The following is a 14,636-nucleotide window of genomic DNA, read 5'->3' as shown; positions in this document are numbered from 1 at the left end:
GCTGCATCCTACAGTTGGACTATATAACAGCTGAAGGGGGTGCAGAAATAGCATGGGCAAGAAATCTCAAGGCCTGAGCAAGTATGAAGTGCAGACGACTCCGCTGAACAAGATGCCGGATCCTAGCAAGGAAAGGGAGGAGTTCGCCAAAGAGATGGTGGAGGACGCCAAGGCGGCATTCGGGCAGGAGCAATCAAAGGATGAGAAGTAATGGTATTGTGAGATAGAGGGTGCCCTAGTCGGTTAAGAGCCGAAGGGCACCTTATTGTTGTGAGCAATTTTCTAAAGATTGACAGTGTACAGCAGTGAATTTATAATATCTTATAAAACCAAGTTGATAAGTATGTTTTGATTAAAATATCGAAACAGATGAGTCCAGACAAAGGAGAGGTTGAAAGATGGCTGCTGTACATACCTTCAAAGCAACTGCGCATTTGCAGGACGGAGTCCGGGTGAAGACTACGGCCCGCAATTTCGAGCTTACAATTGATGAGCCCAAAAGTTTGGGAGGAACAGATACAGGAATGAATCCGGTTGAAGCCTTGCTGGCATCGCTTGGGGCGTGCCAATCGATCGTAGCCAGAGTGTACGCGCCTAAATTCGGAGTGAAGCTGGATGACTTTCAGGTAGAGGTTGAGGGCGATCTCGATCTGGATGGATTTTTCGACCGCGCTCCAGTCCGGCCAGGATATTCCGATATCCGTTATACGTTCCGCATCAAGACCGATTCTCCGAAGGAGAAGGTTGACGAGTTCGTACGCTTCCTGGAGAGCAAATGCCCAGTTGGAGATACGATCGCCAACCCGGTTAATCTTACATTAGAGAGTATTATTATCAATTCGTAATGAAACGTCTGCTGAATGATAGAAATATAAAGCTACAGCTTCATATGCTAGAATATAAGCCTCCGACATCCGGGGCTTTTTCTATTAGACGCTATATTAGAAAAAAAGAGTTATTTTGTTGGAATAAAGTTTATGGGACTTGAAATCATCCCACTTTTTGTTACAATGATCTGGAAAGATACTCCTACAATTGGGACGATTAACGTCCGAGCCTTTTCATTAGGCACCCCATATATATATATTTTGCCCCATTACTGGCGTACTGCATTATGTATGCCAACTATGCCTCAAATATACTTTGAATCCAAAGTTTAGTAAGAGATATACTCGACATTTTGTTGCAAGACGAGACAAGTCATTTGGCTTTTTGTGCATATACAGGTACATGTTTGTTATTACAATATTGTTTAGAAATTGTTCAGTTTGAACTGCTATAATACTTTTTAGCAGTGATCATGAAGGTTCCTCTAAGTCGCATAATATCCCCCAGACACAGTGATGATAGCCATCTTACTTTATTTTCGTGTACAAAATTGAAAACTATCAAAAAAAATATGAAAATAATTGAAAATGATAGAAATGTAGTGAAAACAAGAAATGCGTCGCCTAAGTTTCTATTTTTTGTCGATTTTTCATTATTATAGAGTCCTTGAAAATGATCATATTCGCTTTTATATTCTATAGGTTCTAAGGAGTGGGAGAAATGAACGATAAATGCATATCGGTAGTAATCCCTGCTTACAATGAGGAAGAGGTCATTCGGCAGTGTTACGATTCATTAACAGACGTAATGATCGACACAAGCTACGATTATGAGCTTGTCTTTGTAAACGATGGGAGCAAGGATCGTACACTGGGCATCCTAGATGAATTGGCCAGATTGGATGAACATGTACGGATTGTTAATTTTGCAAGAAATTTCGGCCACCAGGCAGCAGTTACCGCAGGAATCAACTCGTCAAGAGGGGATTGCGTCGTTATTATCGATGCTGATCTACAGGACCCTCCTGAGGTGATCCATCAGATGCTGGAGAAATGGGAAGAAGGCTATGAAGTAGTATACGGAAAGCGCAGGAAGCGCAAGGGGGAAACCTTGTTCAAGCTTGCTTCGGCAGCGCTGTTCTACCGCTTCCTCCAGCGGATGTCGGATACGGACATTCCTCGTGATACAGGTGATTTTCGATTAATCGACCGCAAGGTTGTGCATGTGTTCAATCGAATGACAGAGCGGAACAAGTTTATTCGCGGGATTGTCAGTTGGATCGGATTCAACCAAACCTATGTTGAGTATGACCGGAATGAACGTATGGCGGGCACTACGAAATATCCGCTGCGAAAGATGCTTGCCTTTGCTTCTGATGGGATTTTCTCATTTTCGTCCAAGCCGCTGAAGCTGATCACCCGAATGGGGATGCTGACAGTTCTGCTAGCCTTAGTCGTACTCGTATACTCCTTATGCGCGAAGCTGTTCGATCTTCCTGAAGTGGAGCGGGGCTGGACGTCAATTATGATGGCTATTACACTGTTCAGTGGCGTTCAAATGCTGTCGCTTGGAGTGATGGGTGAGTATATTGCCCGAATCTATGATGAGAGCAAGAACAGACCTCAATATATTGTAAGAGAGACTGTGCATTATCCTCGTGAAGAGATGCAGTCGAATGAGTCTTATCAATATTATCCACCATCAGAGCTGATCTCCAAATAACGATCAGGAAAGTTGTGGTGCAGATTTGAACAGGAGAACAACGTTGAAGAAATTTAGGACATGCATGCTTAGCTTAATTGTACTGCTCAGTGTGATTACAGCCTGTGGCAATATGCCGCTGCAGCAAGGGCAGATAGAACCTGTAGAACGTACGCAGCCAGCACCGATGGATGCGGCCTATAAGGAGAGATTGAAATTGTACCGTGAGCGCACCGAGCAATTCCTCTTAAGCGAGCTATATGGCCCTGACGGTGTATACACGAACTATCTGGATACTAATGAGACAGATACAGCCGCGAGCGGGCATGAGGTGCTGAGCGAGTCCGCTGGTTTAATGATGCGTTACTATGTGCTTATGAACCGCAAAGCGGATTTTCAAGCGGAGTGGGAGCGGGCCAAGCGTGTATTTGAGCTTCCATCGGGCTTTAGTTATCGGTACAGTCCCAAACGGAATGAAAAATACACGATTAATGCCGCTGTTGATGATCTCCGGATTATTCGAGCCCTATATGAAGCCGGAGACCGGCTTGCCCCAGAATATACGGAGCTTGCCGACACATACGGGAAGCTGTTCTACCGCTTCAATATTAAGGACAACAGATTGTACGATTTCTACGATGAAAAATACAAGGTCAACAATAATTTTGTAACTCTATGCTATATCGATTTGAAGACACTGCAGAGACTGCCGATTCCTACAGAGCAGAGGGCGGTTTTAATCCAAAATATGCAGACGATCCTTGAGAACGGATATTTGTCAGATGCGTTCCCTTTCTATGAGACAAGATACGAATATGATACAGAATCCTATCATTCAGAAGGGATTAATACCGTTGAGTCATTGCTGACCATCCTGTCATTGGCTGAGGCTGGCCTGGAGCGTCCCGAGAGCATTGCTTACTTGAAGGAGCAAGTTAGAAGCGGAGCGTTGTACGGTCAATATGACCAACAAGGCAAGCCGCTGAATCAGATCCAATCAACTGCGATTTATGCAATAGCGGCTATGATTGGTTCTATAGCGGGTGACGAAGAATTGTACAGGGACAGTATTAAGCGAATGGAGAAATATCAGGTTCAGGATAAGACAAGCCCGCTCTATGGCGGCTTCGGTGATCCGGAGACGAAGCAGGCTTATTCATTTGACAATTTAATGGCATTGCTCGCTTATGCCCACCAGAACCGGGTGTTTGCGGATATGAAGGCAGGTGAGTAACTTGGCAAAGGCTCCTTGGTTACAAAAACTCGGCTACAGGATGACAGTCCTAAGCCGGTATATTTCCCCATCTCTGCTGGCAACATCACTAGTACTGATCATAACGGTCTTTGTACTCTTTGTGCCACCGTACATCGGGATGGCAGACAACGGCGACTACTTCCGGATTTTATACAGTAATGGGCTGTATTTTAATAATCCTGACTATGACAGTTTATATTTCGGCTATTTTAATAAGGAATTCGGAATCTTCCAGTACTTCAACGAGAATGCTGAGATGTATACCTCCTCACAGTCCCTTCTTATCCGTATATCCATTTGGATCAATCAATGGTTTAATTCGCAGGTGTTTGATATTCGGGTTCAAGCGGTATTACTTACGATCATGTACATGGGAGCCGTCTATCTGTTCGTTGAGGCATTAACTTGGAAAATGAAACGCAAGTACGGTTATATCGTAGCCGTCTTGGCCGTGTTTTTATTTGCAGATACCGCATATACGGCGTTTTTTAACTCGTTTTTTGGAGAAAGCTTAGTTTGGATTATGCTTATCTACTTGTTTGCTTCGGGACTGCTGTTATTCCGTAACCGATACAACGATTATGCAATGATGGCTATTTTTTTCATAAGCGGTCTATTGTTAACAACGAGTAAGCAGCAAAATGCTCCTGTAGGCATCATTATCGCCGTGGTGGGGATCGTCTTGATCTTCATACGCAAGCAGCGAAGCTTCCGGGCGATGATGGCTTCATCGCTTGCGATACTGATGGTTGCAGGTATTGCCACCTATGTGCTAATCCCGAAGGAATTTGTTAATGTCAACAAGTATCATGCCATGACCCGCGGTGTGCTGATGCAGTCCGAAGATCCTGAGGCAACGCTCAAGTCTTTTGGTATTAATAGACAGTACGCAATTCTGAATGGGACCATTCATTACGAACCATATACGACCGTCGATGTGAATTCACAGATTCTAGAAGATAGTTTCTATAATCACTATGGGTTTGTATCAATTCTTGGCTACTATTTAACACATCTTGATCAAGCGGGGAAAATGATGAATCTGGCCGCAAAAAGTGCCTTCACGATCCGTCCGCCAGCGATGGGCAATTATGAGCAGTCTGTAGGGAAGCCCTTTGGCGCGCAAACGAGTTTTTTCTCCGGATATAGCGAACTCAAAAAAGCGCTGGCTCCTAAAACCTTTGGATTTATCGTCATTTGGATATTGGTCATCATCGGGTTATATGCGCCGCACTTCATCGCTGCGATTAAGGCGAAGCATATCCGGAGTATGATAAGGCTGCCTTTGTTTCTTATGATGATCCTCATGGGGCTGTCAGGAATCTTCGTGTCGATCATCGGCGCAGGGGATGCGGATTTGTCGAAGCATGAATTTTTATTTACAGCGTCTTTTGACTTGGTAACCTTTGCCGTAATAGCCGATGCGATATGCCGGAACCTGTGGCAGAACAAGCCAGCGGCGGATGAAGAACCATCATGATTAGTCCTGATACGAGAGCAGAGGCAAAAGAAAGGAGGGACGATTCATTGAGGCGGAAACATCGTTTTCATATCGGGCTGCTGGTGCTGCTTATTTCAGGTCTGATCTATCCGGCATCGGTTCAAGCGGCAAGCTCTTCATCTTTTGATTCAGTGCTGGTTGTGTATGACAGCTTGGGAAGAGGCACAAAGGATGAGGGAAATGTTGAAGCATTAAAGCGGCTTCTCGCTGCATTTCGGGTTGAGGTTACGATAGAGTCGATCGATTCCTATACTGCGGGGTCGCTAAGTAACTATTCCAAGCTTATCGAAGTACACAACCGCTCCGATCTTGCAGAGAAAGATAGCGAATATTTAACAGATTTGCGTTCCTATCAAGGAGATATTCTCTACATAGGAGGGGTGCCGAGGGATAAGCTGGTTCAGTCTTTGGGGCTTCGAGCTCAAGCCGTAGAGAAGGTGGTTGATTTTTCGATCGGGCCGTTCATTGAAAAATCGATCCGTCTCGGGAACATTTTTGATACAGAGCAGCCTGAGGTTCAGCGGTATGGAGCTTTAAAGCTTCAGGATACAAGCTATCCTTACGGGATACGGAAAGGGCCGTATGCCTATGTACCTTTCATGGAAAAAGATACGCTTAGCGAGATTGCATTGTCTTACGTACTTAAGGATTGGCTTCGGCAGCAACAGGAAAGCCACTATTATCTAGTATTCAAGGAAATCTATCCTTTCTCGGATTTGCGGCTGCTGGAGCGAATGTCGGATGAGCTGTATGAAGCCGGCATCCCGTTCATCATAAGCGTGCATCCGGTATTCAGCAATACGGATTATCCTGCCATGAAGCGGTATATCAACACTTTGAAATATGTCCAATCCCGCAACGGCACGGTTTTGGTAGAATCACCTTTTGTCGCTACGATTCGGGATGAGGGCCGTGACTTATACCGTCAGATGGAGCATTTCATCGATGTATTGGCCGAAGAGGGGATTGTGCCGCTTGGAATGGGAACGGAGATGTTCTGGACGTATGATGAGTATTTTGCAACGGAAGGAATGACCTTTTTTGACTCTGTCGTTCTGTTTCCAGACACGCGTTCGATCCATAAGGCAGAACGGAATCATTCTGAAGCGTTCTCGTCCTCGCTCTATAGTATAGATCGGGCTTATCTTCAACGTTATCTGGCCGATGACCGTCCGATAGATTCCCTTCCAATGGACACGGCATTCACTTATAACTTTGTGCAGAATGAAGAGGAGCTAAATAGCCTGCTTGACAGTCTTCGGAACAGCTGGATTACTTTTGAAGATTACAAGAAAGGTGCTCATAAGGTAACGACCGGGAGCAATGAGCTTGGATCGGAACGCGGTTCGCTTGTTCTTAATGGGGTTAGCTTAGGAATTCAGGCGAGCCATGTCGAGACAAGCTCTGACTATGAGTATAAGCAGCATGAGAAGAAGAGCTTTGAGACTTGGTTTACCGTTCAAAATAAATTTTTTATCGTCGTGATCTTCATTACTTTGTTTTTATTTTCCGGCTTTCTAATGATTGGATATCGTATGTATAAACGGAAATTTTATAAGTAAGGAGGCAGTTATGACTGTTGTAGACATCTTGATGCTGATCGCTGTCATCAGTATATGGTCACTGCTCCTCGTCAATGTGGTACTTATTATTGCCGGTTACCTGTATTACATTGCCAACGAGAAACGAGAGGTGCCGCCGCTACCCGAAGAGATTCCCTTTGTCTCGCTCATGGTTCCGGCTCATAACGAAGGCAAAGTGATCACGCAGACGGTAGAGGCGCTGCTTGCCCTGGATTACCCGCAGGACCGCTATGAGATTATTGTCATTAACGACAACTCAAGCGACAATAGCAGCGAGCTGCTTGCGAAGCTGCAGGCTAAGTATAATGAACGCAATCTGATTGTTATTAACACAGATAACATAACTGGAGGCAAAGGAAAATCCAACGCTCTGAACATTGGCTTCAAACAGAGCAGAGGAGAGTATATCGCTATTTATGATGCCGATAATACCCCGGAGAAGACGGCTTTACGCTATCTCGTCGCGGAAATAACGCATGATAAGACACTGGGAGCGGTGATCGGCAAATTCCGTACCCGCAACCGCAATGCCAGCCTGCTCACTCGTTTCATCAATATTGAGACTTTATCCTTCCAATGGATGGCTCAGGCTGGGCGCTGGAAGCTGTTCAAGCTATGCACCATCCCGGGGACGAATTTCATTATGCGCCGGGAAATCATTGAGCAAATTGGCGGCTGGGACGTCAAAGCAATCGCAGAGGATACAGAAATTAGCTTCCGCATTTACATGATGGGCTACCGTATTAAGTTTCAGCCCAAGTCAGTTACCTGGGAACAGGAGCCGCAGACGTTGAGGGTATGGTTTAAGCAGCGGACAAGATGGGCGAAAGGCAATATATATGTCATTGTTAAAAATTTGCCGCTGTTGTTCGATCGTTCAGCAAGACGGATTCACTTTGATCTTCTGTATTTTTTATCCATCTATTTCTTATTGCTGACCTCGCTTATTATGTCTGACGCGTTGCTCATTTTATATGCACTCGGGCTTGTCCATACGACGATTGCCGGGCTCAGTTCGTTCCTATGGCTGCTGGCCATCATATTATTTGTGACCGGCACCTTCATCACGATCATTACAGAAAAAGGAGAAATGAGACTATCCAACTTGTGGATTATTATGCTGATGTACATTTCTTATTGTCAGCTATGGATGGTTGTAGCCGCTAATGGTTTATATAACTATTTCAAAGATTTAATCTTCAAAAGAGAAGTTAAGTGGTACAAAACCGAACGATATTAAGACAAGGGGGAGAACCGTGAACTTAAGATCAATCATCTCCGGATTTCTATGCATTTTGTTATTCGTCATTTCCTGCGGCCAGGTAAAAGCTGAGCCTGTTTCAGGGGGGAGCCGACTTACCTACGAAGCACCTATAACTTCGTCCAACCTCTCTTTATCCGGAGTTACTTCGGCACGTAATATGTATATTCAGCTTGAGGAGTACTGGAATGTCAGCACCTTGACGCTTAATTTGGATTACCAGGCGACTCAGCTGACAAGAAGAGAAGAGTCCAGTGTGACTCTGAAAATGAACGGCACTAAATTTTATTCATTCCGTCCTGTTGTGGATGAGCAGAAAAGACAGACCTTGACCGTATCGGTCCCCAAGGATTTGCTGGTGCCGGGCGGCAATACACTCTCAATCGAGGGTTATATTCTGACCAATCTGCCTGAGGGTATATGTCTAACGGCCGAGAAGCGGGACAATTGGCTTGAGCTATACAAGACCTCTTATGCCTCCATAACGTATACGAAGGATGATATTGGAGGGAGTATCCGTAACTTTAATCAGCAGTTCGTCGGACTGGATTCATTAAAAGGAAATCTTAGCGCACTTGGCGTGCCAAGTGATAGCGACCCTGTTGAGTTGGAAGCTGCGGTATATGCTCTTTCCGGTTTTGCCAAGGGCAGCCATTCTGGTGAAGATACCATTCCGATGCTGCCATTTGATGACTCTACGTTTGGTGGGCGTAAGAATGTGGTTATTGTCTCCTTATATAACCATCTGCCCGCTAAATGGAAGCAGGCCCTAGGAGCAGCTAACGTCAGCGACAAAGCACTGATTCGAGTGGTGAATGCCGGCGGACAAACCGCTCTGATTGTAACCTCCGAAGATCCTAGTCTGCTTACAAAAGCAGGCCGTCTGATCGGTAATCAGATCCTGATGGGCCAACTGACTGGATCGGAGAAATGGGTGGATGCGGGTACGGACGTGGATACGCCTGCAATTCATGTGAGCCGGGATGTAACGCTCACAGAGACCGGGGACAAGCTAACCGGGATGATGCATCAAGAGAAGAGCTATTTCGTGTCATTGCCAGCAAATCGGTTCATCGCCGACTCGAGCAAAATCAGCCTCGATTTCCGTTATTCGGACAATCTTGACTTTGACCGTTCCCTGGTTACCATCCTGATCAACGACACGCCGATCGGCAGCAAGAAACTGACGAAGGAGGCGTCGGGCCAGGACCAGCTTACGCTGACGATTCCGAAGAATCTTGAGGTCTCAGGTAATTTCACAGTCACTGCGGCCTTTGATCTGGAGCTGATCAGCGCAGGCTGCATCGATCTTTCGGATCAAATGCCATGGGCATACATTACCAAGGATTCTATACTTCAGCTGAATACCCAGGATCGTATGGACTTTATGTTCAACAATTATCCGAATCCGTTCTTGAGAGATGCAAGCTTCAACAAGATCGCCGTTCTGCTGCCTGAGAAGATGGATTCCTACAGCTATCTTACACTCGGTAACCTGTTTCATTTGCTAGGGAAGTATGCGGAAGCTAACACGGGCGAGGTAACTTTCTATAGAAACGGGGCACAATCTGAGCTGGAGCAGCATAATCTCATTTCCATCGGTTCTTATAAGGACAATGCCTGGCTGCAAAAGAATAACGACAGGTTATTCTTCCAATATAGCCCGGATGGAGAAGGAATCCAATCCAACGAGAAAATGAGCATAGACGTAGATTACGGCAAGCGGATAGGAACGCTGCAAATGATGGAATCTCCTTATTCACGTGGGTATGGTTGGCTGGCGGTAACTGGTGCAAGTTCCAAATATAATTACCTGGCATCTGAGCTGTTAGCTACAGACAGCGGAAAATGGAAGATTTATGGGGATGGCGTGGTTACGGATGTAGATGGAAATATCAAGTCCTTCCGCTTCAAGAAGCAAGCTGAGCAGGCAGATCAGGGCTTAGTCGCTCAGATTACCGAACGAGGGGATGTTATGGGCTTCATCGTTGCCGCTGGACTCACCTTCCTTCTTGTAGCCGTATCGTTGGTTCTCTTGATTCGTAAGCATAGAAAGAGAGCGGGGGGAGAGTAAATGAGACGCTATCAGAGCAGTTTATTGTCGGATGCGGCTTTTCTGTTGCTATTTATAGTCTGCTTCATCCATGTTGTATTCACGGCGGGGGACCCGGACCGTTATCTCATCAACATGATTCTGTTGAATATCTCGTTCCTGATTGCTGTATTGACTTATTTTACCAGTATTACCGTTGGGCTCATTCTCAACATCGTGTTCATCTTCGGATACGGTACCTATACTATTTATCAAACGGTGATTGTCGGCGAGCCGCTTCAGAGCTATCATTACTATTGGCTGGTGATGATGCCTGTTCTGACGGTGGTTATCGCGCTGCTGACGAATGCCAATCGGCGTCTCCAGCAGGAGAAAGAGCAGCTTCAAGCCAAGAATTCCTCATTAGCTACATTAGATGAGCGTACCAATTTGAAGAACACCCGCTCTTTTCAGAGTGATGCCACCGTGTTCATGGCGCTGTCCAAACGTTATCAGATTCCATTAACTCTGGTCGTCATGACGGTTAAGCACTGGGATGAGCTGAGCCGCATGGTCAGTGAGGCTCAGATTACCGATATGGTCTATGATATATCGCGGATGAGCGAGACGAGCATTCGTATGAATGACTCCCTGTATATGCTCAATGCCGATCATCCTACTTGGGGACTTCTACTGTTCACAGATGAGGATGGTGCTAAGATCGTAGTACAGCGGCTGAAGGAGAAAGTGGATTCATTCAACAATATCGAGTTCTCGAACAAGTATAAGCTTGATATGAAGCTGACGATCGGGGCGATTCAGTACTCCGAAGAAGTTGAGACTCCGCTTGATTTTATCGCGAAGGCGCGACAGAAGATGGAGTATGACGTATAGAAGTATTGTGCAGAAGTTAGGCACAGAGCTGAAGTACAGGAATAATGTGCTTGTAGAAGTGCAGAAGGAAAGTGTTGAGGAAAAAGTATAGAGAAGTAGTATAGAGAAGTAGTATAAAGAAAAAGTGTTAGAACAAAGTACGGGTATGAAGTACAGAGATTAAGTGCGGAAGAAGTATGGGATGAAGCACAGAAAGGTGGGGGCCCTATGAAGTCTTATGTGACAAGCGAGTCGATCCGCTCATTTATAGTTTTTGGCCTTGTAGGGATCCTGAATACCGGCGTAGACGTTGCTGTGTTCACGCTGCTAACCTGGTGGCAGCTGCCTTGGCTTGCAGCCCAGGCCGTTTCTTATGGCTGCGGTGTACTTAACAGCTTCCTGATGAACCGGAAGTGGACATTTAGACAGCAGGGTGCATTGACCAAGGGACTGCTGCGCTTCATCTTGCTGAATTTGCTCACGCTTGGGGTTACTTCCGCATGTATGATGCTCTTGCATGAGCAGTTTGAAATCTCACTATGGCTGAGCAAAGGGGCGGCTACTCTTCTGGGGGTACTGCTCAACTTTGCTGGAAGCCGCTGGTGGGTGTTCCGTGAAGAGCCCAGTCATCGTAATGAAACAGCGAGCTGGGGTAACTAATAGTACCGATAAGAAGGGCTATTCCTTTGCTGATCTAGTCTGCAAAGGGATAGCCCTTCTATTGGCACGTCTGGCAGTATTCTTTTTAGCTCCTATAGGTTCAAATCTATACCTTTTACAAACTGTAGATATGGAAGCGAACGTATAGATTCTTTTATTCTATTTTGGAAACTTTCCCTTTTGTCTGAGCAGGATAGGATTGAAGAACAGTCCCTATATCCTTTATTTTTATGTAAATACCAGAGAAATTGAAATAATCATAAATATTTTTCAATCTAGTAAATACATCATATAGTTTAGCACCTGCAGCAAAACCGGCTGAGCATGCATTAGCACTGCTACCATTTTTGTAGCTAATTGTACCTCTAGGGTTTACATTAGCAAACTCAACGAATATAACATCTTCAAAGGTTTCAATGTGTGAAGCGGCAGATCATAATCTTGTAGAAGAAGTATCGAATGATTTAGGAGGAGATGAGAAATGACAAGAAACGCTTTGTCGACCCGAACAGTTGATAGTATTCCCTGGCAGGGACTGACGACCGCTTATGGAAGAGGTACGAATATTCCTCGTCTTATAAAGACCAGACAGTATGAGGAATTGGCAAATCTGATTGAACATCAGAGCACCTTGTGGCAGGCAACTCCGTGGGTACTGCTCATTCTACTAGATCAGCTTGCAGAGAAGCAGCCGGAGCAGGTCACTGCAGAAGAAATCGCTCTTTATTCAGCTGTCGCTTCAGCTATCTTAGTCGATTATATGGATCCGCAGAATACGATTGCGACCATGGAAGGGATGCTGGTCGAAGAATACTTATGGCCGGACAACGAAGAGAATGATGAAATGCTATGGGAAGAAGAGGAGCCGCCTGGCTACGAGGAGCGTCCTTTCTTCAGTTACTATTATTTCAGTTATCTGCTACTTAGGGAGGCAATTCCAGTCTTCACCAGAATCATGAACAACAATGAACAGCTGGCTAATGCCATTCGGGAGTTGCTATCTATGCTCGACCCGAAAGATAACAGTGATTAGTACTCGTATTCAGTATCAAAAGATCATGAAATTTACGCCATAGAAGGACAAACCGAGTTTCCTAGCAACACTCTGAGATGCCATATTGTCCGTAGATGTGCTGTATAGTGGGAGTCTCCCCGCCTGCCGTACCGCGGTGGCCCACCCAGCTACGACTGCGGCAGCATATCCTCTTCCGCGATACGGCACCAGCGTCTCTAGACCAGCTTCATGGGCCAGTGAAGTGATACGTACGCTCCGGCAGATCGAGACGGCCTGGTTATCGCGTACAAATACTACACAAGGTTGCGCATAGTCGATCTCAGAGACAAGCCATTCGAAATCTTTGGGTAACCATTCCAAGATATTGGAACGGGTGAGGCTGATTACCTGCATGGATGGTGGAACAATCTGAGGAATAAGATAGCATGGTCCCATGGTGAATCTCTCACCTTGCAGAAGGTTCATATAGGCCTCGAAATGCTTCGGCTTCGTCTGAAAATCCTGAATGCTGGGCTCATCGTCACATAGCTCCTGTAATTGCGCAATGAGCGTATCTGGAACATCATGCCGAAAGCGGAAAATAACCGTCCCATCGATCGTCCTTCCTAAGAAAAAACGCGGGACAGGGGCATCTCCAGACCAAGGCTCATTAATGGAGCGAAGCCGCATATCCTGATCATGGGTAAAGAGCGCCTCAACATGAAGTTCCATCAGATCATGAGCGCTCGGTTGATTTCTTTCCCAATTTATCATTAGTTTATCTCTCCGTTCTTTATAGCGGTGATTTGTAGTGGATCATGTTTATTTGTCTGCTAAAATTAGGTTTTCAGCTTTCCAATGTAATTCCCATATATTGCAGGTTTGATTGCCTAAAATAATACTCGTTGTATCTATCTCCGGGTAGTAGGCAAACATAGCCGCTACCCCTGCATTGGAACCATCTTTATACATTCGTATGAGCTTTCCAGCTAGATCATAGGTAAAATGAAAACCAAACCCGTTGATGATTCTTCCCCATTCGAATTCTCGCGTGATTGTCGTCTGCGGCTTCATGATTTCTTTGGTTAATTCATTAGAGAGAAGCTCTCCGTTCACTAACGCGCGCATGAATATATCAAGATCACCGACGGTTGTATAACCTCCTCCATCAGAAGTTCCTATTGGAGGGAACGAATAAATGTTCTTTCTCCACTCCAGCTTGTTATTCTTGTTATAGGTAGCATCATAGCCTTCTGCCACTGGAACGCTACTATCGTCTTTTGAAATGAAAGAGGTGCTATTCATTCCGCATGAACGAAAGATGTTATGTGTAACAAACTCCCGATAGCTTACATGGGTCACTGCTTCGATGGCAAGCCCAAGCAGTACGAATGCACAATTATTATAGCTGACATTTGTACCGGCCTTGAATTTCGGCTCTTTGTAGGCAAATTGCGGGATGAAATCAATGCAATTTCTTATTGAATAGTTAGGCTTATTGACAAACAGCGCTTCGTAGCTCTCTCCCAATTCCTCATCTGCGTCATCTGCTATGCCAGAAGTATGCGTAAGCAGATGATTTAACGTGACATCTATAGGAATTTTCGTACCCGTCAGGTCAATAATATCCGTTATTCGATCATCCAGTTTGATCTTACCTTGGTCAACCAACTGTAGAATGGCTACTGCTGTAAACAGCTTCGTCACAGATGCTGTGTCAAACATCGTATTTATCTGATTGGGCACTTTAAAACCCCTATGAGCCATGCCATAGGCCTGTGCAAAAATGATTTTACATTCTTTCTTGATAAGAGCTGCCCCGGAAAAGTTATACTTCTCGTAGTATTCTTCAAATAATGAAAGTAGTTCATTATACATAAAGTTCTCCCCTAGAATCGGTTATTGGCTACTTAATTTTACCATTTATTTATGAGGAAACTTGGTAAAA

General features: G+C 45.1%; 13 protein-coding genes. 11 read left to right on the top strand and 2 right to left on the bottom strand.

What is annotated here, in order from left to right:
* Window positions 1-52: 52 nt before the first annotated feature.
* The 11 genes from ABD014_RS22985 to ABD014_RS22935 all read left to right on the top strand — a co-directional run bounded on the left by ABD014_RS22985 (window position 53) and on the right by ABD014_RS22935 (window position 12,727).
* Window positions 53-211 (top strand): hypothetical protein, encoded by a 159-nt coding sequence (locus ABD014_RS22985; RefSeq protein WP_343865265.1) that lies wholly within the window; start codon window positions 53-55, stop codon window positions 209-211.
* Between the two features lie 187 nt (window positions 212-398).
* Window positions 399-845 carry an OsmC family protein gene (locus ABD014_RS22980; protein WP_343865263.1) on the top strand — a complete coding sequence of 149 codons (447 nt, stop codon included), beginning with the start codon at window positions 399-401 and terminating at the stop codon, window positions 843-845.
* Between the two features lie 703 nt (window positions 846-1,548).
* Window positions 1,549-2,550, top strand: coding sequence for a glycosyltransferase family 2 protein (locus ABD014_RS22975; RefSeq protein ID WP_343865261.1), 1,002 nt, complete (start codon window positions 1,549-1,551; stop codon window positions 2,548-2,550).
* Window positions 2,551-2,593: 43 nt separating this feature from the next.
* Entirely contained in the window at window positions 2,594-3,763 is a 1,170-nt protein-coding gene (locus ABD014_RS22970) for a hypothetical protein (protein ID WP_343865259.1), read from the top strand.
* A complete protein-coding gene (wsfD, locus tag ABD014_RS22965; RefSeq protein ID WP_343865257.1) occupies window positions 3,756-5,264 on the top strand; it encodes a glycan biosynthesis hexose transferase WsfD in 1,509 nt (502 codons plus the stop codon). The genes ABD014_RS22970 and wsfD overlap by 8 nt, the downstream gene beginning before the upstream one ends.
* 47 nt (window positions 5,265-5,311) lie before the next feature.
* The gene (locus ABD014_RS22960; protein ID WP_343865256.1) at window positions 5,312-6,847 is read left to right on the top strand and encodes a hypothetical protein; all 1,536 of its coding nucleotides are present in this window, start codon (window positions 5,312-5,314) and stop codon (window positions 6,845-6,847) included.
* A 10-nt stretch (window positions 6,848-6,857) separates the two neighbouring features.
* Window positions 6,858-8,108 carry a glycosyltransferase family 2 protein gene (locus tag ABD014_RS22955; RefSeq protein ID WP_343865254.1) on the top strand — a complete coding sequence of 417 codons (1,251 nt, stop codon included), beginning with the start codon at window positions 6,858-6,860 and terminating at the stop codon, window positions 8,106-8,108.
* 16 nt (window positions 8,109-8,124) lie between these two features.
* On the top strand, window positions 8,125-10,203 hold the full coding sequence (locus ABD014_RS22950) for a cellulose biosynthesis cyclic di-GMP-binding regulatory protein BcsB (RefSeq protein WP_343865252.1): 2,079 nt from the start codon (window positions 8,125-8,127) through the stop codon (window positions 10,201-10,203).
* Entirely contained in the window at window positions 10,204-11,055 is an 852-nt protein-coding gene (locus ABD014_RS22945; protein WP_343865250.1) for a GGDEF domain-containing protein, read from the top strand.
* A 207-nt stretch (window positions 11,056-11,262) separates the two neighbouring features.
* A complete protein-coding gene (locus tag ABD014_RS22940) occupies window positions 11,263-11,694 on the top strand; it encodes a GtrA family protein (RefSeq protein ID WP_343865248.1) in 432 nt (143 codons plus the stop codon).
* A gap of 481 nt (window positions 11,695-12,175) precedes the next feature.
* On the top strand, window positions 12,176-12,727 hold the full coding sequence (locus ABD014_RS22935) for a hypothetical protein (protein ID WP_343865246.1): 552 nt from the start codon (window positions 12,176-12,178) through the stop codon (window positions 12,725-12,727).
* Window positions 12,728-12,742: 15 nt separating this feature from the next.
* Here the strand turns inward: ABD014_RS22935 and aac(2')-IIb are convergent, their stop codons facing one another.
* Together aac(2')-IIb and ABD014_RS22925 are read right to left on the bottom strand one after the other, a co-directional pair.
* Window positions 12,743-13,462: a kasugamycin N-acetyltransferase AAC(2')-IIb gene (gene aac(2')-IIb / locus ABD014_RS22930; protein ID WP_343865244.1), complete on the bottom strand. Its 720-nt coding sequence runs from the start codon at window positions 13,460-13,462 to the stop codon at window positions 12,743-12,745.
* A 48-nt stretch (window positions 13,463-13,510) separates the two neighbouring features.
* Window positions 13,511-14,566: a serine hydrolase domain-containing protein gene (locus tag ABD014_RS22925; RefSeq protein ID WP_343865242.1), complete on the bottom strand. Its 1,056-nt coding sequence runs from the start codon at window positions 14,564-14,566 to the stop codon at window positions 13,511-13,513.
* Window positions 14,567-14,636 lie beyond the last annotated feature (70 nt).

It is taken from the genome of Paenibacillus motobuensis (assembly GCF_039521865.1).
GTDB classification, from domain to species: domain Bacteria; phylum Bacillota; class Bacilli; order Paenibacillales; family Paenibacillaceae; genus Fontibacillus; species Fontibacillus motobuensis.
The sequence above is the reverse complement of the archived record's forward strand: the minus strand, read 5'-3'. Positions and strand labels throughout refer to the sequence as shown.